This is a genomic window from Stutzerimonas stutzeri (assembly GCF_013522825.1).
Lineage (GTDB): Bacteria > Pseudomonadota > Gammaproteobacteria > Pseudomonadales > Pseudomonadaceae > Stutzerimonas > Stutzerimonas stutzeri_AK.
Map to the genome: position 1 here is coordinate 1 of NZ_JAAMQZ010000045.1, position 24,625 is coordinate 24,625.

Annotated in this window: 22 protein-coding genes; 20 read left to right on the forward strand and 2 right to left on the reverse strand. The window is 56.5% G+C overall.

Annotated elements, in window-relative coordinates; translation table 11 throughout:
- The 17 genes from traD to G7020_RS20775 all read left to right on the forward strand — a co-directional run.
- Window positions 1-1,769: conjugative transfer system coupling protein TraD (gene traD / locus G7020_RS20695; protein WP_219852784.1), on the forward strand; the 1,769-nt coding region annotated here is incomplete at its 5' end.
- A gap of 10 nt (window positions 1,770-1,779) precedes the next feature.
- Window positions 1,780-2,136 (forward strand): hypothetical protein, encoded by a 357-nt coding sequence (locus G7020_RS20700; RefSeq protein ID WP_181086877.1) that lies wholly within the window; start codon window positions 1,780-1,782, stop codon window positions 2,134-2,136.
- Window positions 2,129-2,779: a DUF4400 domain-containing protein gene (locus tag G7020_RS20705; RefSeq protein WP_181086878.1), complete on the forward strand. Its 651-nt coding sequence runs from the start codon at window positions 2,129-2,131 to the stop codon at window positions 2,777-2,779. The genes G7020_RS20700 and G7020_RS20705 overlap by 8 nt, the downstream gene beginning before the upstream one ends.
- Window positions 2,780-2,882: 103 nt before the next feature.
- Window positions 2,883-3,638, forward strand: coding sequence for a DsbA family protein (locus tag G7020_RS20710; RefSeq protein WP_231098854.1), 756 nt, complete (start codon window positions 2,883-2,885; stop codon window positions 3,636-3,638).
- Window positions 3,635-3,925, forward strand: coding sequence for a type IV conjugative transfer system protein TraL (gene traL / locus G7020_RS20715; RefSeq protein WP_019406471.1), 291 nt, complete (start codon window positions 3,635-3,637; stop codon window positions 3,923-3,925). Before G7020_RS20710 ends, traL begins: the two co-directional genes overlap by 4 nt.
- Window positions 3,925-4,560, forward strand: coding sequence for a TraE/TraK family type IV conjugative transfer system protein (locus tag G7020_RS20720; protein ID WP_181086879.1), 636 nt, complete (start codon window positions 3,925-3,927; stop codon window positions 4,558-4,560). Before traL ends, G7020_RS20720 begins: the two co-directional genes overlap by 1 nt.
- Window positions 4,561-4,690: 130 nt before the next feature.
- Window positions 4,691-5,758 (forward strand): TraK domain-containing protein, encoded by a 1,068-nt coding sequence (locus tag G7020_RS20725; RefSeq protein WP_181086880.1) that lies wholly within the window; start codon window positions 4,691-4,693, stop codon window positions 5,756-5,758.
- 14 nt (window positions 5,759-5,772) lie between these two features.
- Window positions 5,773-7,086, forward strand: coding sequence for a TrbI/VirB10 family protein (locus G7020_RS20730; protein ID WP_181086881.1), 1,314 nt, complete (start codon window positions 5,773-5,775; stop codon window positions 7,084-7,086).
- 10 nt (window positions 7,087-7,096) lie between these two features.
- Window positions 7,097-7,573: a type IV conjugative transfer system lipoprotein TraV gene (gene traV / locus G7020_RS20735; protein ID WP_181086882.1), complete on the forward strand. Its 477-nt coding sequence runs from the start codon at window positions 7,097-7,099 to the stop codon at window positions 7,571-7,573.
- Window positions 7,574-7,953: 380 nt separating this feature from the next.
- A complete protein-coding gene (locus tag G7020_RS20740; RefSeq protein WP_423835680.1) occupies window positions 7,954-13,701 on the forward strand; it encodes a tandem-95 repeat protein in 5,748 nt (1,915 codons plus the stop codon).
- A 146-nt stretch (window positions 13,702-13,847) separates the two neighbouring features.
- Entirely contained in the window at window positions 13,848-14,192 is a 345-nt protein-coding gene (traA, locus tag G7020_RS20745; RefSeq protein ID WP_026012508.1) for a TraA family conjugative transfer protein, read from the forward strand.
- 131 nt (window positions 14,193-14,323) lie between these two features.
- Window positions 14,324-15,025, forward strand: coding sequence for a DsbC family protein (locus tag G7020_RS20750; RefSeq protein WP_173425588.1), 702 nt, complete (start codon window positions 14,324-14,326; stop codon window positions 15,023-15,025).
- Between the two features lie 10 nt (window positions 15,026-15,035).
- Window positions 15,036-17,510, forward strand: a complete 2,475-nt coding sequence (gene traC / locus G7020_RS20755; RefSeq protein WP_044314990.1) for a type IV secretion system protein TraC — start codon at window positions 15,036-15,038, stop codon at window positions 17,508-17,510.
- Window positions 17,510-18,088 (forward strand): S26 family signal peptidase, encoded by a 579-nt coding sequence (locus G7020_RS20760; RefSeq protein ID WP_052816817.1) that lies wholly within the window; start codon window positions 17,510-17,512, stop codon window positions 18,086-18,088. Before traC ends, G7020_RS20760 begins: the two co-directional genes overlap by 1 nt.
- A complete protein-coding gene (locus G7020_RS20765) occupies window positions 18,082-19,287 on the forward strand; it encodes a TrbC family F-type conjugative pilus assembly protein (protein ID WP_181086884.1) in 1,206 nt (401 codons plus the stop codon). The genes G7020_RS20760 and G7020_RS20765 overlap by 7 nt, the downstream gene beginning before the upstream one ends.
- The gene (locus tag G7020_RS20770; protein ID WP_181086885.1) at window positions 19,287-20,330 is read left to right on the forward strand and encodes a TraU family protein; all 1,044 of its coding nucleotides are present in this window, start codon (window positions 19,287-19,289) and stop codon (window positions 20,328-20,330) included. Before G7020_RS20765 ends, G7020_RS20770 begins: the two co-directional genes overlap by 1 nt.
- Before the next feature lie 14 nt (window positions 20,331-20,344).
- Entirely contained in the window at window positions 20,345-21,019 is a 675-nt protein-coding gene (locus G7020_RS20775) for a nuclease-related domain-containing protein (protein WP_044314987.1), read from the forward strand.
- Here G7020_RS20775 and G7020_RS20780 read toward each other — a convergent pair.
- Both G7020_RS20780 and G7020_RS20785 read right to left on the reverse strand, forming a co-directional pair.
- Window positions 21,007-21,294, reverse strand: coding sequence for a hypothetical protein (locus G7020_RS20780; protein WP_181086886.1), 288 nt, complete (start codon window positions 21,292-21,294; stop codon window positions 21,007-21,009). The two genes, G7020_RS20775 and G7020_RS20780, sit on opposite strands and share 13 nt — an antisense overlap.
- Window positions 21,295-21,365: 71 nt before the next feature.
- Window positions 21,366-22,040, reverse strand: coding sequence for a hypothetical protein (locus G7020_RS20785; protein WP_181086887.1), 675 nt, complete (start codon window positions 22,038-22,040; stop codon window positions 21,366-21,368).
- Between the two features lie 455 nt (window positions 22,041-22,495).
- On the opposite strand from G7020_RS20785, the gene G7020_RS20790 reads away from it, so the two are divergent.
- Genes G7020_RS20790 through G7020_RS20800 form a run of 3 tightly spaced genes read left to right on the forward strand, consistent with a single transcriptional unit; the run spans window position 22,496 to window position 24,578 of the window.
- The gene (locus G7020_RS20790) at window positions 22,496-22,816 is read left to right on the forward strand and encodes a hypothetical protein (protein ID WP_019406563.1); all 321 of its coding nucleotides are present in this window, start codon (window positions 22,496-22,498) and stop codon (window positions 22,814-22,816) included.
- Entirely contained in the window at window positions 22,813-23,409 is a 597-nt protein-coding gene (locus G7020_RS20795) for a DNA primase (RefSeq protein WP_230486006.1), read from the forward strand. The genes G7020_RS20790 and G7020_RS20795 overlap by 4 nt, the downstream gene beginning before the upstream one ends.
- 50 nt (window positions 23,410-23,459) lie before the next feature.
- Complete coding sequence (locus G7020_RS20800) at window positions 23,460-24,578, forward strand: DUF7146 domain-containing protein (RefSeq protein ID WP_181086888.1); 1,119 nt, start codon at window positions 23,460-23,462, stop codon at window positions 24,576-24,578.
- Window positions 24,579-24,625 lie beyond the last annotated feature (47 nt).

A 24,625-nucleotide genomic window follows, 5' to 3' on the forward strand; every position in this document is an offset into this window, starting at 1 on the left:
CGGTTGAGTGGCCGGATGGCCGTGGAATCAGTGGCCGGATGCGCGTGGAATGGGTGGCCGGATCAGCGTGGAATCGGTGGTCAGATGCTCATGGAATGGGTGGCCAGATGACCGTGGAATCCGCACACCGGGCTAAGAAATCATTGCTGGGTGCGCCGCTTACGTTCACGAGCGTCAGCGACATCGCTGCAATCGTTGAGGATAACCCCGACAGTTTCTACTACGGCCAAGCGTTCCAGTGGAGGCAGCAACACGGACAGCATGCGTTTGAGTTGCAGTCCCGAGACATGGCTGATGTGCTAGGCAAAAAAGGTCTGCGTGACCCAAATGTGAAGGGCAGCAGGTGGATTCACGGGCTTGGCATGGCCGAAGAAGAGATGTGTTTGCGACCAGCCGGCATGCGCGACATCCATACGCTGGTTACCGGCACGACCGGTGCCGGAAAAACCCGCCTTTACGATTTGGCCATCGCGCAGTGCATTCTGCGCGGAGAGGCAGTAATCGTCATAGACCCGAAGGGGGACAAAGGGCTCGCCGAAACCTGCCGGCGAACGTGTGAGTTGATGAATGAAGGTGAGCGGTTCAAATACTTTCATCCAGCATTCCCGGACGACTCTATACGCCTGTCATTGACACGCAACTATGGCCGGGCAACGGAACTGGCATCGCGCGTTGCGGTGCTCATGGCATCGGAGTCTGGCGATCCATTCCAGGCGTTCGCGATGATGGCGCTCAACAACGTCATCCAGGCCATGCTGATCATCGGAGAGCTTCCCAGCCTCTTGAGCCTACGCCGAACGCTTGAAGGGGATATTCCCGGCCTCACTATCCGGGTCGTAACTGCCTACGGTAGGAAGATCCGCGGTGAGAAAATTTTCGATGCTGCGATTGAGCAAGCTTGCTCGACGGCCAAGGTGAAAAATCCAGAGGATAAGGCGAAGGTACTGCGAAAGCTGTACTACGCGGATCTGATCCACGAGGCGCCGAACTCTGACCTTGAAGGCCTGCTGACGATGCTCGAACACGAGCGCGCTCACTTCAGCAAGATGATCGCCGGTTTGCTGCCGATCCTGGTCATGCTCACGGCCGGCAGGATGAGCGATCTCCTTTCGCCTGCGCATACTGTCGATGGCACTGATGCGTACCAAGACTTCAGCGACATGAATACCGTGATCAACGGTAAGCAGGTGCTCTACATGGGGCTCGACTCATTGTCGGACCCCATGGTGGGCTCTGCACTTGGTTCGCTGGCTTTGGCAGACCTCGCATCTACTGCGGGAGAGATATACAACCACAGGCTTCCGGTGCCGGTGAACATCTTCGTGGATGAAGCGGCCGAGGTGATCAACGACCAGCTGATCCAGCTGCTCAATAAGGGTCGCGGCGCCGGCATCAACCTGTTCATCGCTACTCAGACGATTGCGGATTTCAAGGCGCGGATGGGTGATGAATCGAAAGCCATGCAGGTGCTGGCGAACGCGAACAACATCATTTCCCTGCGGGTGCTTGACACCGACACCCAAGAATTCATCGCCAAGAAACTGCCCATGACCCGCTACAAGTACGTCATGCGCACCCAGGGCAACAACGCCGGTGAGGGCGGTGTCATCACCGGGGGCAACCAGGGTGAGCGACTGATGGAGGAAGAGGGCGAGCTATTCCCTTCGGCACTGCTAGGCAATCTGCCTGACCTCGAATACCTGGCCATTTTCGCGGGCGGTGACGTGCGAAAAGGTCGTCTGCCAATTCTCAATTTCCAATCGAAGTAAGGGCTTGATCATGTCCATTACCCGGACCATCGAGATTCAGCGCAGCCTGCAGCTGGACGATAAGACCATGGTTATCCTGCGCAATTTCGACATTGACTGGAATTGCGGAACACGTTTCATCCTGGCGCTCATCAAAAGCGGCGTAACCGGCCGGCCGGTGGCAAACGCGCTCAGCGAGGCGCTGTTTGAGTACAAGATCATGTGCCAGCTGGGCGTCAGCGATTACGAGCGCCTGTACCACCTCTTCTACCAGCTTTTCGCCAAGCTGCAGTCGCAAGGGGTATCGGTGACCAACGACACGATCTCAAGCCTGTGTCAGCTTGCAGTAGTGCCTGATCCGATTCGGGAGCAACTGATCAATGGCTGAGGTTATTGAAGAGAAGTGGCCGAAAGGGCTCGTAGCGTCCCTTTTCTTCCTGTTCATCATGGTGCTCATGCTTGCGGTTTTTGCGCCCAACCCCATGATCGATACCGTGATGCAGAAAGAACGGCAGTGGAGCGTGTCGCTGCTGCCTCAGGACGATCTTAAGCGCATAGATGAAACCACGGCCAGCATCTACACCGCTCTGGTCATCGACTCGGGACTCAAGTACCACATATCCGGGATGTTCATGCGCAGCGGCCCCTCTACCGTGGACTCCTTTGAAGAAAAGGTGGGCTGGTGGTTTGAATACCTGGATTCACGAGGTGTGGCACTGCAGAAGATCACCTATCAGATCCTCTATCGGGCGGTGCTGATGACGTACTGGATGCCGTTCTTCGCCGTAATGGCAGTGCCGGCTATTTTCGCCGGGTACATGCGCTGGCAGGCGAAGAGGCACGGCTTCGATTACTCATCGCCGTTCTGGAATAACAACGCGGTAAGCCTGATGGGATGGGGCGGCATCATGCTTGCGCTCAGCCTGTTGGCGCCGCTACCACTGCCTCCAATGGTCGTTTGCACGGCGCTGATCATCATTCTGCCTATCCTGCTGTCGGTCCTGATCAGAAACCTGCCCAAGCAAATCTAAACCTACAACAAACGTGTCAGATTAGAGGCCAATTTGGGCGTTGAGCAATTCACACTTTGCACAACGCCCAGATAGGTTCTGATCCATGTCCGCATCTATACCCTTGATCATCATCTCCACCGGCCTTGCTACTGCGCTAGCGGTAGGCGCTTACCAGCATTTTGAGACTGTGGGGGCACTTCAAGATCAGATTTCAGAGCTTGAGGTCGCGACTCAAAAACCTCTGACCTTTGAAGAAATGGACGAGCTGAAAAACATGTTCATCGGTGAAACGAGCAAGAGCGCTCCCAGCCAGGGGCAGGACGGTTCGGCCCCGGATAACTGGATCTATGGCAACACCAAAGCTCGCTTCACCCTGGTCGAGATGACGGATACCGAATGTCCCTACTGCAAGCAGCATTTCCCCGTTATCAAGTCGCTAATCGACTCTTCTGGCGGGCATATCAACGCTGCGTTGATGCATGTGCCGGCCTTGTCTGAGGCATCCCGGCAGCAGGCGCTGGCGATTGAATGCGCCGGTGAGCAGGGGGGCTCGGAAACGGCATGGAAGTTCGCCCAGCGAGTGTTCGACACCACGAGGGGGAATGGGCAGGGAGTCGCCGCTTCATTGAGCAGTTATGCAGCCGAGATGGACATCGACCGGCAGCGCTTCAGCCAATGCATGGATTCATCGCAGGTAGTAGAGCGTGTCATCGCCGATATGGATCACGCGATTCGGCTGGATATCAAGCAAACGCCCTCGACAATGGTGATCGACAACCTCACCGGCAATTCAATTGTTCTGCAGGGGGACAACTCATCCCACAAAGGCATCCTCGATGCCATGGAACAAGTCAGCAAAACAGGAGCTGCACAGTGAGTGACGAACCAACAAAGATCCCCGCCCATATCGACGAACCGCCCTATCTGCTTTTCTGGCGTATAGACGAGGTTCTGCCCATCGGTGTTGGCCTGGTCGCCGGCATCCTGCTCGCACAGCTCACCATTTGCCTCGGTCTGGGGCTGGTCCTGGCGCGCATCTATCGTCGCTACTGTGACAACCGCCCCGATGGTTATCTGCTGCATGCAATCTATTGGTACATGGGAGCCATTGGCTTCAAGCGCAACCGCAGCATGCCTAATTCATACGAGCGAGATTTTATCTGATGCTTCTATCCAATCTGAAAAACTCATTCGACGGGATGCGTGGAGAAAACAAATTCCTGCGGCTGATCCTCTTTGCGATGACTGTCGCGCTGATCGCAAGCTCGTGCTCTGCCATGAAGAAAGATCAGATCATCACGGTGGTACCTCCGACGCTGACTGAAACGGCGTGGGTCAGTAAGACCCAGAGCAGCAGTGAGTACACGACCGCGTGGGCCATGTATGTAGGCATGCTGCTGGGAAACGTGACGCCTGAGAACGCAACCATCATCAAGGATGCCCTGGGGCCTATCCTCCACCCTGATATTTACCAGTCCACGATGGAAGTGCTGGACAAGCAAATATTTCAGATACGTCAGGACAGGGTGACCCTCTCGTTTGAGCCGCAGAAAGTGCTGCGCGATACCGTCAACGAGCACCGCTTCTTCATCACAGGCAACTCAGTCAGCGAAGGCCCAGCAGGTGGAAAGCGGCGATCAAACCGTACCTACGAGGTGGACCTTCAGATCAGGAACTACAAGCCAGTTATTACATGGATAAGCACAAATACCGGCGATGCCAGAACGCAGGATGTGATTGATCGTGAGGAGAAGAAGGCGCAGAAGATCAAAGAGCGCGAGGAGCGCCGGCGCGGTTGAATGGACTCTTGGCGTAGACAAACCCGGCTGAAGCCGGGTTTTTTTTTGCTTACCAGAATGTTGTCGAATTAGAGCCCATAGCGCGCTCTCAACTCGGGAAAATGGGTCATCAGTGATCTGAGGCCTTTCGATGAAAACCCGACCGCATAACAATCCATTCGCACTGGGCACGCTCGTCGCAGCGATGACCATCGCGCCGCTGGTGCACGCTAGTGAAGAAATCAAGATCCCTGGGCTGAACATGCCTGTGGCTGCCAGCGTTCAACCTGTTGAGCCGCAGTCCGCGCCTGAGGCCAAACAGATCAAGCATGAGGGGCAAGTAAACCTTGGCCAAACCGCAGCTCCCGCTGAGCCCGCAGAGGCGCCCAAACGCCTTGTCCTGGTTGAGAACAGCGCCAAAGACCTACCACCTGTTCCAGCCAGTGTCGTGCCGCAGCGGCAGGCCCCGCACAAGCCGGTGGAAACTCGGCAGGATGTCGTCGTTGCATCAGGCACCAACACGCTGATCCCAATCAGTCGTTCCCAGATTAATCGGCTCGTTACGCCCTTCGACAGCCCGAATATCCAGACGGTAAGCCAGGCCGAAATCTCCACAAGCGGCAATGTCATCTATGTCACCACACAGGATGATCAGCCGGTCACGATGTTCGTTACACCTGAGGATGATGAGTCTGTGGCCATCTCCCTCACACTTTTGCCGCAAAGCATTCCTCCGATCCAAGCAAACCTCATCTTTGCGCGCAGCATCCAGGGCGGGGCTGTCGGTATGCCGGCGATGGGCTCGACTGCCTACAGCGGAACCGCTCGTAAATGGGAGCGCAGCCAACCCTATATGGACACACTGCGTTCGCTCATGCGCGAAATGGCCGTGGGCAAGCTTCCTCGCGGATACAGCTTCGGCGCACTCAGATCGGGCGACAGCATCCCGGCCTGTGCTCAGCCAGCACTGAGTTTTGATTTCTCAAAGTCTCAGCTGATTCAGGGCCATGACTTTCGGGTTTACGTGGCTGTAGCGGAAAACATCTCTGGCAAAACTGTCGAGTTCGATCATGGAGCGTGCTCGCACCCGAATCGCGCAGCTGTTAGCAGCTGGCCTCATGAAATGCTTGAGCCAGGCCAGAAAACCGAAGTGTTTGTAGTAACGCGAGTCCCGGCAATCACCGCCGACACTTCCGTGCGCCCGAGCCTTTTGGATTAAGGAGAACACAATCCATGGAATCCATTCGCAACGCGATTGCAGGCTTGTCGCCAAAAGCGAAGATGTACACCGCAATCGGCGGAACCGTGTTGGTTGTCGGTACGCTGGTGGGGTACGCGATGAATCTCGCAACGCCAGAGGCTCGCTCCAGAGAAGCCGTGAGGCCAGCAGTAGCAGCTGTGCTTACCGACGAAGATCCGCGTGCTCTCGGTATCGATGCAATGGCTGCTCAGCTTCGGCAGATGCAAATAGAGCAACAGCGCCTGCAGCGTACCCTTGGCGCTGCCGAGAAGGATCGCAAGCTGGTTGAAACACAGGAAAAGGTCACCAGCCTCGAAGAGCAGGTCAAGCTGCTACATCAAGAGCTTGGACGGGTTGGCCGAAATGTTGAAAAGGATTCGGAAAGCAAGGGTAACGATGCTGGTGCAGTGAAAGAAGCCGCGACGGCGCTGATCCCTGAGCGCAATCCTCACTTCGTGCAACAGGCGACAAACTCAGCTGATGCCCTGGGAGACGTTTACTCGAATCTTCCGCCCCCACCTCCAGTCGATCCGCGCGCGCGCAGCAGTGAGAAGGTCGAGGCACCGAAGATCCGAGTCATCCGCAACGAGAAGGCCAAGGATGAGGATCAGGAGGATAAGGAGTTGTCGGTGACCATCCCGGCCGGCTCAATCCTTTCTGGCGTACTGGTTACCGGCATGGATGCACCTACCGGCAAACAGGCTCAGCGTGACCCATTCCCATCGCTGCTTCGAATCAAGAGCGAGGCCATTCTGCCCAACCGTTTCCGGGCCGACTTTCGTGAGTGCATGTTGATTGCAGGAGGTTGGGGAGACCTCAGCTCCGAGCGCGCATACATGCGAGCCGAGCGTATCTCCTGCGTGCGTAATGACGGCACGGTGCTTGAGGCCCCTATTGAAGCTTACGCCACTGGCGAAGACGGCAAGACGGGGCTTCGGGGGCGACTGGTCAGCAAGCAGGGGCAGCTCATCGCACGCAGCCTGATGGCAGGCATCATGGAGGGGGCCGCGTCAGCGTTTGATGTACGCCAGGTGCCATCGATCAATATCACCCGTGGCTTCCAGGACGGCGGCGAAACGCAGGCTCCAGTTTACGAGCAAGCCTTTGATTCGAATGCGTTGCAAGCCGCTGGTGCTCGTGGCGCTGGATCAGCTTTGGAGCGCATCGCTGACTACTACCTCGAAATGGCCGAAAACATCTTCCCAGTTATTGAAATCGACGCAATGCGAAACGTTGATTTCATTGTTAACAAAGGCATGACCGTAAAGTTTAACGCAACCACCCTCAAAGTTGCAGATGTGAACTAAGGAAATGAGTATGTACAAGCTAATTGCAATTTGCGTAGCAGGATTCTTTGTTTCTGGGTGTTCGAATATGCTCAGTATAGGCTCGACAGAATATGGCTGTAAGGGCATGCCGGAAGGCGTGTCCTGTATGTCCGCTAAGGACGTTTATAGCGCTACGGAAAATGAAGATTACAAGACCACGCTTCAAGCAGAGCAGCAAGCTGCGAAAGAAGCATCAGGCAAAATCAAAAAAGTAGATGGAGAGCCATCGACTCGCGTCCTATATGCTGAAGGAGCAGACAACGCGCCCATCCCAATGCGCGCCCGCAACCCGCTTCCTATTCGCACCCAGGCTGTTGTTATGCGAATTGCAGTAGATCCTTGGGAAGATGAAAACGGCGATCTGTATGTGCCTGGCTTCATCTATACGGAGATTGAGCCAAGGCGGTGGGAGATTGGGGCGAGGCAGCCAGATGCGCGGGCTACCTTGAGGCCGTTAAGTCAGTAATAAACAAAGCCGCGAAAGCGGCTTTGCCATTCAAATATTTCGGCGGGTAGCCGTGGGCCAACATAAAGGCTTACTAAGGAAGTGCCATGAACATAAAACGCGCAAGCTATTGGCTGCTAGTAGTGCCATGGATTATTTTTGGGCAAGTAAACGCCGCTGAACAAAGGCCTGGTTATGAACTTGTAGAATGTGTCCGGCCTGGAGAGGTTGTTGATGGTGAACCGGAAACCACAACGACCTCCTACAAACATACCGATATGGATTGGAAATATAGCTATGTACCGAACTCCTATAGGGAAGCTTTTGCCAAAGCACAAATGACCTTTCCTGCTAATGCCACCAGCATTAAGATTGTATCTACACGCCCCGATTTCCAGTGGATGCCGCTCTATCCCGACCCTAAGTGGCACTATAATCCTATAGGTCAATTGTTTCTTAACGGTGGCGAGTCAGTCGATATAACCAGCCTTGCTGGCGCTTTAGTCCATCTTTCGCTTCAATGTAGTGCTACCTACTACAATAACCCATCACGATGTGTTGAGAATGCGCTTAGTAATGCGGGATTTAGAATTGATATCACGCACTCTACGCCAAAGCCTAAAGTCGTGTTTCCTTCATGTGGGCATGTAGCTGGGCTTGAGCTTGAGTCAAGTAAATGTACCGCGCCAGGTGGGGTACGAAAAGTTAACTTCAATGGGAGCGTAGTAGACGTAAACAGTAGTTGCTGGGGGTATACAGACACTTATTGGAAGAAACTTCCCAACACGCCACCTACTGCCAGCAATCGCACTTTGAGTACACCAGAAGACACTGCAGGCGTTGTGACGCTGGTCGCCACCGATTTAGATGGCGATGCGCTGACTTACACTATTGTGGCCCAGCCCAGCGCCGCCCATGGCACCGTCACGCTCAGTGGCAATAAATTAACCTTTACGCCGAAACCGAATTGGAATGGCACAACCACGCTTACCTATCGGGCAACGGACCCCAAAGGTGCCAACTCCAACACCGCGACGGTGACCGTTACCGTCACTCCGGTGAACGACTCGCCTTCAGTCGCTAACGCCTCGCTGGCCATCGACGAAGATACCGTGGGCACCCTGACGCTGGGTGTAACTGACGTGGACCTTCAGTTCGAGGGTGACAGCCATACTTGGAGCATCGTCACTGCGCCGAATTCCGCCCACGGCACGGCCTCGATCAGCGGTAACAAGCTGACCTTCACGCCGAAGAAGGACTGGAATGGCACTACAACGTTGACTTATCGGGCGACTGACTCGAAAGGGGCAGCCTCCAATACCGCGACCATCACCATCACGGTGCGACCGGTTAACGACGCGCCGATGGCGTCCAACGCGACGCTGACCATGCCCGAGGACACCGCAGGCACCGTGACCCTGGTGGCTACCGATGTTGACGGCGACAGCCTGACGTACAGCGTCGTGGCGCAGCCCAACGCGGCCTACGGCACCGTGACCCTAAACGGCAATAAGGCCACCTTCACGCCAAAGCCCAACTGGAACGGCACGACCACTTTCACCTATAGGGCCAATGACGGTAAGGCGAACTCCAACACCGCGACTGTCACGGTGACAGTGACCCCTGTGAACGACGCTCCATCGGTGAGTAACGCCACTCTGGCTCTCGACGAAGATACCGTTGGTGAACTCACCCTTTCTGTAACTGATGTGGATCTGCAGTATGAGGGCGACAGCCACACCTGGAGCATCGTCACCGCTCCGAACAACGCGCATGGCACGGCCAGCATTTCGGGCAACAAACTGACCTTCACGCCGGTGAAAGACTGGAACGGCACGACGACCCTGACGTACCGCGCCACCGACTCCAAAGCAGCGACATCCAACACCGCCACTATCACCATCACCGTGCGGCCGGTGAACGACAAGCCCGAGGTACATGAGAAAACGGCAAGCATTCCTGAGGACACGAGCACGACGATTCGTTTGACGGTCAGCGATGTTGACCTGGGTATCGAAGGCGATTCGCACACTTTCGAGATCATCGGAACGCTCAACCCCACCGAGGGTTCGTTCAGCTTTTCTGGCTCAGACATCACCATCACGCCGGCACAGGACTGGAACGGCACGCTGAGTCTGAGCTATCGCGCACAGGACAGCCATGGTCTGCACTCGGAGCCAAAGCCGATCACGGTTGAGGTCACCTATGTAAACGATGCACCGACAGCGACTGAGGCCTTTATCCCTGCCAAGGAAGGGATGGCCAGTGACCATGTGCGCCCATCGGTAACCGATGTGGATCTGCCCTACAGCGACGAGCATTCGTTCGAGATCCTGACACAACCGGCGAATGGCTCGGCCAAGTTGGTTTACGGCATGCTTGAGTACACGCCCAACCCGCAATTCTTCGGAGAAGATAGTTTCACAATCCGGGCGACAGATAAGGCTGGGGCCAGCGTGGACGGCGTGGCCAATGTGGTGGTTGAGAAGTTCAACTATGCACCGACCGACATCGTTCCAGGTGAAGTGGTGCTGTACGCAGGCATCGGTGGCACCACGCAACTTCAGGCGACCGATCCTAATAACTGGGGATCGCACACGTTCTCGGTTGTGGGCCAACCCGAGGCCGGCACTGCGAGCATAGAAGGGAACACGCTGACACTGCGCACGGATGACGACAAACCGACCGTCATTCGGGTGAAGACGACCGACCAGGACGGAATGATCTTCGAGAAGGACATCAAGATCAGGTTCCAGTCGGCATGGGCGATGTTCGAGGGCCGGGAAGTCGAGCAGAGTGGTTCTGCACCTACGGTGCCGGCCGTCACCACTTTCATGACCTATCGCAACGGTAGCTATGGCCTACAGGTGAGCAGTCCCGAGCTGCTGGCTGCACTGGGTACCGATATTGTGGCGGCTGTATCGCCGGATTCTGCGGTGGGCGTGAAGCTTGAGCATCGCGACCTTGAGCCGGATCTAGGCATGCGGCTGACGCCTACTAAACTGCAGCCCAGTTATCTTGAGGCGAAGCTGGCGGGCCTCAAAGCGGGTGTCGATGGAACGGCGAATCTATACCTTTCGCGCGCTGACATGAGCGGGCCGATCTATGCCATCCCTGTGAATGTCTGGGCTCCGAAAGGCTCGCTGCAGGCTGACCGCTGGGAGGTAAAACAGGGGCTCGAAACAGCTCAGATTAGCTTCGCATCCGAGGGTTCCGCATGTGCGGTTCTGACATCCGAGCAGCTGGTCAAGCCGAAGAATGTCCTGCAGGAGCCTACCTGCTTTAGCGAGTGGGAAATCACCCCTGCGGAATGGCGGGACACCGGACATGCCAACCTGCTTTCGATGGTGGCAATTGGCGGCGAGGTCGGGCAGTTCCCGGTCAGAGCTAAGGCCTATGTGTTCGATCCGAAGGGAGGTAAACACTGGATCGCTGATTTTTCGCATGACCTGAAAGTGGTGTCGCCCACGGGCTTGCTGCAGCTCGGACTCAAGCCGGCGCCAGAGCAGACCTACCAGGCCGTGCAGGACCTATCGCTGTTGCTGCGCGCCCAGAACAACGATGTTTGCGAACTGACTACAAACGAAACGATTGCGCGCAACGCGGCGAAGAACTGGAACCGCGCCATGTGCTTTATACGCTGGACCGCGCTGCCCGAAGGACTGTCGCAGAGCACCACTTGGCATGCACCTCAGTTGGTCGGAGCGGCGTCGGTACTGGGACAGCATTCAATCGCATGGAAAGCGTCGGTATTCACGCCTAGCGGTCAGGAGGTTGATCTGACACATGGCGCCCATGAGGTAGAAGTCATCGAGCCGCCTGCCATCGAGATTGAGCTGCCGCAGGAGAAGAAGATCGATGAGAACACCTACTGGGTGTCGCAGCGAGGAGGCTATGTCGGCAGCCTTTCTATAATGGCGCTGCCGGCGAGCATCGACCTCAAGCTCAGCCGTGACAGTACCGTTATTGAAAAGGGTACGTTCCCGAGCTATGGCCGTAACCAGCGGCTGATGCGCAGTCTCGAAGGCACGGAAAAGCCTCTGTGGAGCCTAACGCCGTTCAACATAGACGCGCGCTTTACCAAGCTCCCAGCGGTCGAGACGGTCAAGGAAGTTCAGCTTTATGCTGTTCCGCACGAGCAGATTCTGCCAGTAATCCTTAACGACGAGCGGAGCGTCCTGGATAGCGTCGCGCTGCCGGTAAATGTCCAGATGCTCGATACCCAGTACCCGCAGGATGGTTACAACCTGGCGACGATGGGGGATTGGGACATTCGCCTGCTGATGACAACTGCTGGCATCAACTATGAGCCGGCGACTGACTGGGAACCGATAAACGAGGAGGGGATTGCCAGCTTTGAGCTGGATCTTGCAATGCTGACGAACAAGGCGGTTCGGGTCATTGCTGAGGCGCGTGTGCGCTCGCCGCTGCCGGGCTATGAGTCAATTCGGCAGTCGAACTACCCGATGTTCCTGACCGTATTGAACGGCGAGCCGCTAGATGGCGTGATCCAGGCACTGCGCGTTATTGGAGTGGCCCCGCTGCGTAACACGTTCTATGCCATGACTGTGGATCGCTTCGAAGCAAAGGACGTGGGTGATGTTCGCTGGGAGATGAGCACGGACAACGGCGTCAGCTGGGAGGCCGTCGAAAACACCGGCAAGATTCCGCAGCGTCTCTCGATGACGTTTGAGAAGGGCACTTACCTGCTTCGCGCTGAGATGACAAACCGGAACTCGGGAGCCAAGTCGATGACCCCCCAGATCGAGGTCATAGCCTACGAAGTCCCGACAGCGCGGCTAAAAGGACCGAGCAACGTCTTCATCGGCGACGTTGGAAGGTTTGTGCTGACTGACCTGAACGGAGAAACCCTAGACACTACAGGGATGGTCGTCGAGTGGTCAGAGGATCGAGGAGAGACATGGGTACAGGGCACAGGCGAGTACGAGCTGACGCGCGACCAGGCTGAGCGGGTATACCTGATGAGCCGGGTGAAATTTGCGGATTCGCCTGATGACACTCGCGTCTACAAGAGGCTGCGGGTAGGTGTTGCGTTTCGCGCAGTCCGACCGCCGCGAGTTCAAATCATCGGCCCTGGGCGTCCTGAGGTCGGAAAAGAGGCGACTTGGCGAGCCAATATGATGATGCCCTATCCGAAGATGGATCTGACCATGGATGGGTACTTCATTCTACCGACAGGGGAAGAAGTGCACGAACGTGAGGTGTCCTATACCCCGACCATGGAAGACTTCAACAAGGAGCAGAGCTTTTTGGGCTTCATGGGCTGGATCAACGGTTACGAGGACATGGGCGGTAAGGGTCTAACTCAGCAGCGGTTGATTTTCTGGTCGTATGACTGGCCTACCTGGGCGATCAAAGCCAGAATTTCGGCCGTCTACTCGCCTGCCGATCTTGACCTGCAGGTGCGTTCGCTCGGTCTGTTCAGGGAGTTTGAAGAGCTGGAAATGGACTGGGACATCCCGCCGTATCCAGGCCTTGAAATCATCAAGGACACTTCGCAGACAAGCCGCTCCCTGCGGATCACCGAGCCAGGCACTTACACCTTCGGTGTGCACGTAAGTGATGCGCGCGGCAACTACACCTACGCTGAAACTGAGCTGGAGTTCAGCGATCCACTGCCCTACGAGGTAACTCTTTCTTGGAGTGGCGATAACCAGGCCAATCGTGCTCCGTTGGGTGTTCTGATTCGACCAAGCATTACAGGAGGCCATCCAAAAGACCGAATCGAGGCTCGCACCTACACGCTTAACGGTGAACCTTTGGAGGGTTCGGGCAACTATGGCCGTGCCGTTTTGGACAAGGGTGAGCATACGGTACGGTTGGAGATTGGATCGATGATGGGCCATACCGCTTCTGGCGAGACGCATATCAAGGTCGAGTCCAATATCCCGCCGAGCTGCAGCATCGAAGTGGACGAAGGTCGGTCAAGTTGGATCGCCCGCGCGAGTTGTGCCGATGAAGATGGGCGTATCGTTCGGCATCTCTGGTATATCGACGGCGTACAGCAGTCGCTATCGTCCAGTTCGATCTCGATACCGATGTGGCGCTACCCGAATGGGGAGCCGATAGTCACGCTGATCGGCATCGACGACGCGGGCGCGGAGTCACCAACCGTCGCGAACTACTGATGGAAACAAGGGGCCACGCGATGGCCCCTTTTTTCGTGCCTAAAACTTACAACGATCTGGTCGAATACCGGCACAAATAGGCGTTTTGACTATGGACAATGGTTGCCGAGCGCAGGCCCTGCGCATATTTGAAGGAGCGACATGCGATGCAACTGAGTAAACCGGCAATGCAAACCCTTATCCTGGCTGGGGCCATGATCGCGGCCACCGCTGCGTTCGGCGGTACCGGCGGGGATGACTTCGACAGCGTGTGGATTCAGCTCACTGACTGGATGCAAGGCACCCTTGGCCGCATCATCATTGGCCTGATGGTGCTGGGTGGTATCGGTGCCGGCGCGCTGCGCCAGTCTCTGATGCCGTTTATCACCGGCGTGGGCGGTGGCGTTGGCCTCTACGCTGCACCGGACGTAATCGAGTCGATCATGACCGCAACCGTTCCTGCTACCCTGGATGTAATCGAAGCGCTGAACACCCTGCCGGTAGGGCTCTGAATCCGGGATAATCCCCTTCCTGAGCCTTCCGCCTAAGGCCGTCTAAACCGACCAGAATCTGGTAAGTTTAGACGGCCTTTTTCTTTCCCCTCTCCCTATCCTGTGAGCATCCTCCCCGAAGAGAAATGCTCATGCCCCGCGTTCTGATCTCCTCCATTTGTGCCTTGGCACTTGCCACAGCTACCACTACCGCGTTCGCGCAATCGAAAAAAGACAACATGGTAATTCTGCCTGCGGCGGGCATGGTTGCCATCGAGAAGGATGGCAAGTTCGCCGTGATCAGCGACAACGGCCGCTTCCTCATTCAGGGCATGCTGTACGACACCTGGACCCAGAAGGAGCTGAAGACCCTGCAAGAGGTCAAGGTCGCCGCCAACTACATCCCTATCGATAAGGCCAATGTGGGCTTTGAAGATCTGGCTCCGATGACTGTCGGTACCGGCGACAAGGCCATTACGATGTTCTCAGATCCGGCCTGCGGCTATTGCAAGGAAGTGATCGCCGAGGCGCGCAGTTCACTACCTGAAGGCTATCGGCTCGATGTTCTGATGCTCCCCCTGCTAAGCGACCGCAGCGCCTCCCGCACGAAAGAGTTGCATTGTGCTGAAGACAAGGCGGCTGCCTGGAAAGCTGGCGTGCAGGGTGACCTGACGACACCTCTGGCGCAGAAGCCGGAGGGGGCCTGTGATGTCGATGTGATTGGCAAGCGGCGAATTACCGCCCAGTTCCTTGGGGCACGCAACGTGCCCTTCCTGATTCGTGATGACGGCCTTACCCGCGAGGGCAAGCCGACTGAAGGGCTTCGTGCCTGGATTGAAAACAACCGAATCTGAGGAATCGCAAATGCTGTCGTCGTTCTCCGCGCTCATCAACCAGACCCCCCGGCTGTCGAAGCTGATCAACGGTCTAGCCTATGACCCGAACCTGCACCTGTTTCAATTGGCAGGCAATCGTCTCGGTTTCGCGTTCCTCTGCCAGCCGCTGGCCGGCTCCTCCGGTGACGAGGGGGCGCGCCTCAAAGCCGGCTTAACCGTGGACTGGCCTGAAGGAACCACGATTCAGTTTTCGCTGATCTGCACTGAAAACATCAACCGCATCAAAACGAGCTTCACGCGCATGCGTCAAGCATTCATGGAAGCCGGCAAGTTCGATATGAGCAAAGAGACTCTGGACTTGCTGCAGCGTGTTACCCATGCCCGTGCTGACTATCTTGCCGAGCGCACCTTGGAGCCGGTGGACAAGATCTCCGGGGTGCGTGTTCGTGAGCAGAGCTTGGTCATCTCGGTGACCATGCCGATATCCAATGCCACGCCTTCTATGACCGAAGCGACGCGAGCAAAGGACCTGTCGGACGGCCTGGGCACCTCGTTGGATAGTTGCGGCTTGGCCCCAGTGCCGCTGACCAACGATCTGTACAAGGAAATCTTCACCTCAATTCTCAACCAGGGACAGCATGCCAGCTGGCGGGAAGATCCACAGATCACCGCAGACGAAGACAAGCCACTCAACGAGCAGATCCTAGACTTCAATCGCGCGGTTCAGGTCCGCCCAGACCGAATTCTGATCGGCGACGATTGCATGCTCAAAACGCTGAGCATCAAGAAGTTTCCCGACATCATGTGGCAAGGTGAGGCATCGCAATATCTGGCCGACATCATGTCCCAGCGCGGCGGTATTCGCGGCAATTGCGTGATTACCATGACGCTCTTCTTCCCCCCTCAGCTTGAAACGAAAGACAAGCTGTCACGCGGTCGAAGCTGGGCCATCAACCAGACCCAAGGCCCGATGGCCACCTTCGTTCCGAAGATCGTCCAGAAGCGAAACGCATACGAAACACTCTTCACTGATCTCGACAAGGGCCTGCCCAACGTACAGGCCGCAATGACACTGGTGGTGTTCGGTCGAGACAAGGAAGAGCTGACGCAGGCTACCTCCAACGCAAAAAGTCATTTCTCTACGCAGAGCTTCACCTTCATGGAGGACCGTTATGTCGTCCTGCCGGTGTTCATTAACGCGCTGCCGATGTGTGCGGACCCTGACGCGATCCGGGACATGTTCCGCTACAAGACAATGAGTCTGGCTCAGGCACTGCCGCTACTGCCTATTTACGGTGACTGGAAGGGTACCGGCACGGCCGTGGCGCCATTCATCTCGCGCAACGGGCAGCCCATATCGTTCCACCTGTTTGACTCGGACACCAACTACAACGGAACCATCGCTGCTCAGTCAGGCTCGGGCAAATCGTTCCTGACGAACTATCTGATCACGTCCTACCTGTCGATTGGAGCGAAGGTCTGGTGTATCGACGTGGGCCGTTCCTACCTGAAAACCTGCGAGGCCTATAACGGCGACTTTGCAGAGTTCGGCCAGGATTCGAAGCTGTGCCTCAATCCTTTCGAGCTGATCGAAGATTATTCCGAAGAAGAAGACGTGCTTGTTGGGCTCCTCGCCGCTATGGCAGCACCCACCGTGCCGCTGATCGACCGGCAGACGGCTGGCCTGAAGAAATATCTGACTCAGGTATGGGAGATCAAAGGCAAAGCGATGATCGTCGATGACATCGCCGAGGCTCTGCTGCAGGACGAAGATCCACGAATTAACGACATCGGACACCAACTCTTCGCCTTTACCTCCAAGGGTCAATACGGGCGCTTCTTCAACGGCAAGAACAACCTCGACTTCCGCAACCCTTTCACCGTTCTTGAGCTGGAGGAACTGAAAGGGCGCACCCACTTGCAGCAGGTAGTGCTGCTGCAGCTCATCTACCAGATCCAGCAGGACATGTACCTCGGTGAGCGCGACCGGCCGAAGCTGGTAATCATCGATGAGGCATGGTCATTGCTGAGCCAGGGCAACGTGGGTGAGTTCATCGAGCATGGCTATCGCCGCTTTCGTAAATATGGTGGCAGTGCCATCGTGATCACGCAGGGTGTCAACGACCTTTATCAGAACAAGGTCGGCCAGGCTATCGCCGAAAACTCGGCATTCACTCTGCTGCTGGGCCAGAAAGCCGAGGCCATTGACGCCATCCAGGAAAACAAGCGACTGCCGCTTGGAGACGGTGGTTTCCGCATCCTCAAGACCGTGAAGTCCTACAAGGGCCACTACTCCGAAATTTTCATGCTCACACCGCGAGGAGCGGGTATCGCGCGGTTGACGGTGGATGAATATTCGAAGCTGTTGTACTCGACGGCTCCCGAGGATGTTCAGGCGATCCGCAACTACACGATGGCCAATGTGCCTCAGCACGAGGCGATTCTTCGTGTGCTGCGAGATCGCGGTGTGGCCTTCAAGTCCAGCGCTTACGAGGAGGTCTGATGGGCCTTCTACGGTTTGACCCGGAACAGGCGGTTGTGCGAGCCGAGGCCCGCGCAGCGGCGAAAAAACTTCGCGGTGCACGTCCGATGCCCAGCGCACGATTCTTGGTCAAGGGAAGCTTACTGTCCTTGGTTGTGGCCGGAATGATCGTTGGCCTCGCACATCGTTACAGCATCGCCATCGCACCTCAGGAATACCTGTGCCTACCGCCATACCGGATCTGGATCATCGACAAAGGCGACCGCGAGCCTGTGAGGGGCGGCATTTACGCCTTTCATTCGGTAGGCCTCGGTCCGATCTTTCAAGATGGAACGAAGATCGTGAAGGTGCTCGAAGGTATGCCCGGTGACACCGTGAAGGTGGAACTTGAGCAGACCACGATCAATGACCAGGTGGTCGGGGAGGGCCTTGCCGTAGCCACCGAGAAGGGGATCGATCCGCAGCGATACGTGCGCGAGGGGGTGATCGCCCAGGACCGTTACTGGTTCTTCGGCAAGACCAATGACTCTTTCGACTCTCGCTATTGGGGATCGGTCAAGGGTGAACAGATTGTGGGAAGGGCATACCCGATATGGTGAAGCATCTCGTTGGCGTGGCCATCGCGCTTGCGCTCTCTACCTCAGCAGTGGCCGGTGAACTTGGCATCAAGCCAATCGATATCAGCACGATGGACCCGCAAATTCTGGAACAGGCCCGGCAGGCTGTCCGCGATGGGGAGAGTGCTCGCCAGCAGATCTCTGAGACGGAAACGCGATGGATTGAGCGGCTTGCGTCGCAAAGCCCAGTGCAGCCAGAGCAGCTGCAGGGGGCCGGTAACTCCGAGCAGCCCAGCAAAAAACATCCGCTGGGTGATGGCGTGCGCACGCTGATCTTTGTTTCCTGGTCGCTAGGCGCCACGGCCATCAAGGACATCTTGACCAGCTACGATGGACGCCCTGCAACAGGCATCGTCTTCCGGGGTATCCCTGAAGGCATGAAGATGGTCGATGCAGTCACCAAGATGCACATGCTCACGCAGGAAACGCAGAGTCAGGTTAGCGTGCTGCTGGACCCGCTCGCGTTCCAGCGACATGGCATCGAAACCGTGCCGGCTATCGTCCTAGAAGATGAGAGCGACGAGCTGCTAGTGAAGGCGTCAGGGATATCTTCGACTCGCCTGGTCGATCAGGCGCTGTCGGAATCGGGCGAGAAGGGGCGCGACCTCGGTGTGTATGGACCAACCAGCGAAATCATTGAGCCTGATTTCCTGCAGGTGGCCAAGGCACGCATCGAAGCGCTGGACATGGAGGCCATGAAGAAGCGCGCTATCGATCGTTTCTGGCATACCCAGACCGGCACACCACTCCCGCCCGTTACTACGCCCGCAACACGGTTCGTTGACCCCAGCGTCATCATTCCTGCTGACCTCAAGGACGCAAACGGCAACGTGGTGCAGAAAGCGGGGCGAATTAATCCGCTGGAAATGATGCCGTTCAATCAGAAACTCGTTGTGATCGATCCCACGCAACCTTGGCAGGTTCGGCTTGCCCAGCGGGAATACGAGGCGCATGGCGATGAGCTGTTTGTGACGGTGATGGCGACACAAATACCGCCTTCCTCTGGCTGGGATCTTTTCCAGTCTGTAGAGGACGCGATCAATGGCCCGTTGTACCTGCTGCCGGGTGACATGGCGCAGCGCTTCCAAATCCTGCGGGCACCATCGGTCGTGACGGCCGAAGGGCTTATGTTCGCGGTGCGCGAGTACACCCGAGATGAGCTTGAAGGAGCAGAAAAGTGATGAGGCTGATCAAGCGGTTCTTGCCGGCAATAGCGGTGTGCTTGTTGGCGAACTTCTCCCTACCAGGGACAGCATCAGCCGCTGATGCGATGTGTGAGGATTCTGGCATTTTCGGGCCAAAGCTGTTCACTGATATTTGCTGGGCGTGCCTGTTTCCCATCAAGGTTTCCGGTGTGCAGATCACCCCCGGCACAGCTCCGGCGAAAGCCTCGAAACAGGTGTTCTGCGTCTGCCAAGAAGGCACATCAGGCATCTACAAGCCGGGCATCATCACAGCAATGTGGGAGCCAGCGCGCATCGTTGAGAATGTCCGTAAGCCCGGCTGCTCGCCCACTCTCGGTGGAGTCACCCTGCCACTTGGCTCCAAGCGTTCCTATGGCCGGCTGGTACAGGACCATGCAAAGCGCGATGACATGGAAGACGGGTCTTTCTACCAGACTCACTACTACGCCTTCCCCTTGCTGCAGATCCTCGACCTGTACACGCCGACCAAGTGCAATCCTGATGGCTATTTGGACGTGGACATCATTTCTTTCACCGAAATTGACCCAACCTGGGGGAACGCAACGCTAGCTTTCTTCCAGCATCCTGAATCGGCAGCGGTGGCCAACCCGGTGGCACGCGCGGCATGTGCCGTCGAGTCTGGCGCCCTGGCCGCTGGCAAGGAGCCCCTGGAGTCGATGTGGTGGTGCTCGGGCACCTGGGGGGGGATATATCCGCTGACGGGCCATGTATCAGCGCAGGACTTCAATCGCACCTCTGCATTGATCAGTGCCCGCTTGCTGAGCCAGCAGCACCGTCGCGGACTGGCCAGAAGAACGATGGGTGACGAAAACGTCTGCACGGCTGGCATTTACCCAACCATCCCGAAATCCCAGTACAAGTTCGCACAGTTCTGGCCCAAAGCGATGACGCAGGAGGGCATGTGGATTGGTGAGCACCCCTACCACTGGGACGGCGGCACGAATCGACACGTTCCCGGCACCCTCAATGACAGCATGTACATGATCTGGCGATGGACTGATTGCTGCTCAAAACTGTAGTGAAGCGCTAACAAATGACTGAATTTCTCTCTCTCTATCTCCCGCCGACCATCGCGATGGCCATCCTGGCAGGCTTTCTTCACGTTCGTCTCATGGAGACGCCCGCATACCGGGGCTGGTGGGGCGAATACAAGGTGAACCTGATGCTGCGGCTGTGCTTGAGCGGTGAGTACACCGTGTTTGCTAACGGCATCTACCGGGGAAAAACTAAGGGTGAAAGTACCCAGATCGACCATGTGGTGGTTTCCCGCTACGGGATTTTCGTTCTGGAAACCAAGGCCTACAAGGGCAAGATCGTCTACGACCCTCTGCAGCCAGACCAGTGGCTGCAGATCGTTGGGCGGCGCAAATACAGGATGCAAAGCCCTTTGCTACAGAACTATGCCCACGTCAAAGCTGTTCAGCAGGTTGCAGGAGTCCACAGTCAAAAGATCCACAGCTACGCGGTCATGGCGGGAAGTGCTGACTTTCCAAATGGCAAGCCCGAGCGCGTCTATGGCATCTGGGAAGCGGTGCGCAAGATCCAGAGCTACAAAACACCTATCTTCTCCAGGCGGCACACGGACGATATCTGCGCGTCATTGCGCCGTAGGCGCATCAGAGGGGGGTATTGGGCCGGCAAACGTCATGTTGAACGGCTACAGGCCCAGACGAAAGGAGGCAGGAAGGATGCGGATCAGGGGTTGTAGTAGAGGTAGATTCCGATGGGAATGCCTGCTATAGAGCCCAGCAGCATGCCAATGCCTATCGCAGCGAAGAGCTGACTGTCCCAGAGCGGTACTCGTACCGCATGGTTACCCATATCAACCACGTCCAGCTCGAAGCCCTCCAGCGCATCAACCTCTTGCGGCCCAAGGGCCGCAAGAGCTTTCCCCTCATTTGCCGGGTTGGTGGGATCGTCGTTCCGCTCCCGCCGAGTCCTCCCCCGCCTCACCGGGACCGCATTACCAGCATCAGATGACATGTTTAGGAGCCCTCAAATGTTTCGCCCTGCATAAAGCAGGGCGATGTCGGTACGCGTGAATCAGCGTTGCACTACGCAACGGCTTCCGCCTTGGCTTCAACCGCTTCTTCAACCGCCGTGTCGGGCAGTTCGCTGGGTGCGTCTGTGATCTCGTGTTTCTTCTCTTCCACGGCGATCTCAGCGAGCACTTCCTGGTCTTCCTGCTCGTAGGCGCTCTTTTTCGCTGCCTGGCTGAGCTTGTAGATATTGACGAACAGGCCCTTGAGCTGGCGAGACTTGAGCTGGCGGAACTGATTCGCCTCGTCCGTTTCCATGATGCCCATCAGCCAGACGGTATCTACCAGGATGATGAGGTTGTCGAACGCCAGCAGCAGATCCACGGCACGCTTGAGTTCAGGCGTAGTGATCTCGACCTGCGTCGAGCGCGGATTGTTGTGCTCAGCGCGATCAGTGATCCGCTGGGCTTTGAGCACTGCTTCGAGGCGGGCCGAGTCGTCCTTAATTTCTTTCTCGAAGTCGGCAAACAGCTTATTCAGCGCCTTGGTAGCGGCCTTGTGCTGCTTGGTGCTCATGTTCAGCCGCGCGAGACGCTTGCGCGAAATCACGTCAAGGGTGAACAGGGCAAGGGAGACGTTGTTGAGCCAGGTGCCGATGTAGTTCTTGGCTTCCTGGGTCTTGAAGGTAATCGTCTGCCGCATGATTGCAGTCGAGTACGGTGCGCGCTTGGCTATAGGGGTAAGGGCCATTGGGATAACTCCGTGATGTTGGTGGCAACACCATTTCACCAAACCGCGCAGCACAAAAAACGTCCAATCTGACAACATTGTGGTAAGCAAAAGGATTCGTCGGATACCGCACGCATCTGGTTGACGAAACGCGCCCGACAGCTTCAAAATTCAGCCAAGCACTCATGTTCTCCGTAGTGCTTGCGAAACATCAGCCTCATCCCCGCGCCTCAGCGCAATGAATCTTCGTCAGGTGCATGTTGCACTCGACAAGAGCCTGAACCGATCTTCGGCCAGGCAGCCCAGCATCATCATGTGAGCTGGGTACAGCCAAATCGGGGCTTCATCCGATCTAACCAACGGCAAACAGAAAGAGCGTCCCACTAGGGGCTTTTTTTGCGTGCCATAACAACCCGCAGCGGGGAAAACTCCCTGCGGGGGTTTCTCCGTCTGCAGCAAGCAAACGGAGAAATGAAATGGAAAATCTGAAGGTCAAAGTCATCCTGGGATATAGCGTCCTCGCTACCTTTCTGGGAATGATCTATCAGCCGGAAGTGGTACGTGCGCTGATGCCTCTCGCGCTTTGTGTCGTGCTTGCAGCGTTCGCGATGTACGCACCAGACATAATTCGAGCCGTCACCACCAACCTCAAGTCCCGCCGAAGCTACACCATGGCGAGCAAGACGTTTCGCGTTAAGTGCACCACCCCGGTGCCTGCACGCGTGACAGCCATCCCAAGTATCGATTACGACAACTACATCATTCCCACCTATCTGCGCTGCCAGGAGGTGAAATGATGATTCGCGTCGATTTCGATAAGCCAACCTACCTGCGGGCCAGTCTGGGCCTCGCAATACTGTCACCCCGTTCTCAGCACCTCCTTCCGGGAGCTGATGACGAGGTTGCGGAGCCAACCTTGGAACCTGTCGTCATCAACCGTCTTTTCAACGGAAGAGCACAGGTCAACACCGATGCTCAAACCGATGCTCAATCTGAAATTCGAGGGGAGTTGATCCCCTTCAAGCCCGACGACTCCGATGATCAGGAAATCCAGTCATCTGAGAAGGGCGTTGAGTTGAGCTTCGGTGGCATCGCGGGCAAGTCAGTTACCGGCCTGTATGGCGGTAGCGGTCATGCCCCTTACCGCTTCAACAAGAAAAATGGACCCTCATTCTTCTTGCGAGTCGGTGAACACCTGATCTGGGGCGTAGAGCTGGCCCCTGAAATTCGTCGCTCCGGCGCGGAAAAGGGGGTTAGCACCATCAGCGTCACCTTCATGGGTAAACAGCCGGTAACGGTGCTCAAGAAGGCGAACGTCAAAAACGGACAACCTGAAGACGAGTGGGTAAACACCCATAAGAACCTTTGGGAGGTCAGGAAACTGTCTTGAACCCAGCGCCCGGCCGTAACACGCCGGGTTCCTTACGATTGGAGGTCGTCATGTCAAACGTATCCTCGGGCAACTACGCCCCGGAAAAGCAAGATGTGCTCGACGCCGCAAAAGGGCGCTGGGACGACATCTTTCAGTCACTCGCTGCAGAGCTTCTTCCGTTCCAGAAACGGCCGGGCTGGCATGGTCCGTGTCCTGTCCATGGCGGGGAAGATGGTTTTCGAGTGTTCAAAAAAACCGCTGATACTCACAGTGGAGGCATGTGCCAGACCTGTGGTGTCAAAGCCGATGGCATTGCGCTGCTGATGTGGGTAAACAAATGGACCTTCAGCGAGGCGCTGGCTGAGGTGGGTGCGCGGTTGCGGGTAAAAGATCCATACGGGCGGTATGCCGATGGTGACCGCGAGCCGCTTCCCCCTAAGCCTGCTGTTCAAGCGAAAGTCCACAAAGGGCCGAGTGATGCGTGGATTCGAGAGTCACTGCGCAAGATATGGAAGGGCACTGTACCCCTCACAGATCCTGCAGCAGAGCCGGCTCGGTTGTATCTGCGCTCACGAGCAATTCTTTGTTGGGATCGTGCAGGAATGGAGCGATCCGTTCGTTTCCACCCGGCACTGACCTACAAGGATGAAAAGGGAAAGCTGCAGCAGCACCCGGCAATCGTCACGTTGCTGATATCACCGGCAGGTGAAGGGGTAACCGTCAATCGACTGTACCTAACACCGAAAGGCGAGAAGGCACCACTGCGCGACTGCAAAATGATGTTCCCTATCCCGAGCGACCGCACACTTCCAGGTGCTGCAGTCATCACGTCGCGAGCCAGCGAGGTGATTGATGTTGCTGAAGGGTTGGAAACATCTCTGGCCATTGAAACAGCACTGGGACTCCCGGTTTGGCCAATGGTCAACACATACCTGATGGAGCAGTTCGTTCCTCCGGCCGGTACCAAGGCTGTCCGCATCTGGGCAGACAAGGATCGGAGTGGGGGTGGTAGGAAAGCCGCCGAAGCACTCAAGGTTCGGCTGTGGGAGATGGGCATCCGTGCTCAGATCAAGATGCCACCCATGGAGATTCCAGACGGTAAAAAATCGGTCGATTGGAACGATGTGCTCATTGCACACGGACCGCTCGGCTTCATGACTCACGAGGCCCACCGCGCTATGCGGTAGGCCTCGTGCCTTTTTCAAACTGACCAGAATGTGGTTGGTTTAGACCA

Coding starts and splice junctions, on each gene's coding strand:
- G7020_RS20700 (WP_181086877.1), top strand. CDS start 1,780: ATGTCCATTACCCGGACCATCGAGATTCAGCGCAGCCTGCAGCTGGAC.
- G7020_RS20705 (WP_181086878.1), top strand. CDS start 2,129: ATGGCTGAGGTTATTGAAGAGAAGTGGCCGAAAGGGCTCGTAGCGTCC.
- G7020_RS20720 (WP_181086879.1), top strand. CDS start 3,925: ATGCTTCTATCCAATCTGAAAAACTCATTCGACGGGATGCGTGGAGAA.
- G7020_RS20725 (WP_181086880.1), top strand. CDS start 4,691: ATGAAAACCCGACCGCATAACAATCCATTCGCACTGGGCACGCTCGTC.
- G7020_RS20730 (WP_181086881.1), top strand. CDS start 5,773: ATGGAATCCATTCGCAACGCGATTGCAGGCTTGTCGCCAAAAGCGAAG.
- traV (WP_181086882.1), top strand. CDS start 7,097: ATGTACAAGCTAATTGCAATTTGCGTAGCAGGATTCTTTGTTTCTGGG.
- G7020_RS20740 (WP_423835680.1), top strand. CDS start 7,954: ATGCCGCTCTATCCCGACCCTAAGTGGCACTATAATCCTATAGGTCAA.
- traA (WP_026012508.1), top strand. CDS start 13,848: ATGCAACTGAGTAAACCGGCAATGCAAACCCTTATCCTGGCTGGGGCC.
- G7020_RS20750 (WP_173425588.1), top strand. CDS start 14,324: ATGCCCCGCGTTCTGATCTCCTCCATTTGTGCCTTGGCACTTGCCACA.
- traC (WP_044314990.1), top strand. CDS start 15,036: ATGCTGTCGTCGTTCTCCGCGCTCATCAACCAGACCCCCCGGCTGTCG.
- G7020_RS20760 (WP_052816817.1), top strand. CDS start 17,510: ATGGGCCTTCTACGGTTTGACCCGGAACAGGCGGTTGTGCGAGCCGAG.
- G7020_RS20765 (WP_181086884.1), top strand. CDS start 18,082: ATGGTGAAGCATCTCGTTGGCGTGGCCATCGCGCTTGCGCTCTCTACC.
- G7020_RS20770 (WP_181086885.1), top strand. CDS start 19,287: ATGAGGCTGATCAAGCGGTTCTTGCCGGCAATAGCGGTGTGCTTGTTG.
- G7020_RS20775 (WP_044314987.1), top strand. CDS start 20,345: ATGACTGAATTTCTCTCTCTCTATCTCCCGCCGACCATCGCGATGGCC.
- G7020_RS20780 (WP_181086886.1), bottom strand. CDS start 21,294: ATGTCATCTGATGCTGGTAATGCGGTCCCGGTGAGGCGGGGGAGGACT.
- G7020_RS20785 (WP_181086887.1), bottom strand. CDS start 22,040: ATGGCCCTTACCCCTATAGCCAAGCGCGCACCGTACTCGACTGCAATC.
- G7020_RS20790 (WP_019406563.1), top strand. CDS start 22,496: ATGGAAAATCTGAAGGTCAAAGTCATCCTGGGATATAGCGTCCTCGCT.
- G7020_RS20795 (WP_230486006.1), top strand. CDS start 22,813: ATGATGATTCGCGTCGATTTCGATAAGCCAACCTACCTGCGGGCCAGT.
- G7020_RS20800 (WP_181086888.1), top strand. CDS start 23,460: ATGTCAAACGTATCCTCGGGCAACTACGCCCCGGAAAAGCAAGATGTG.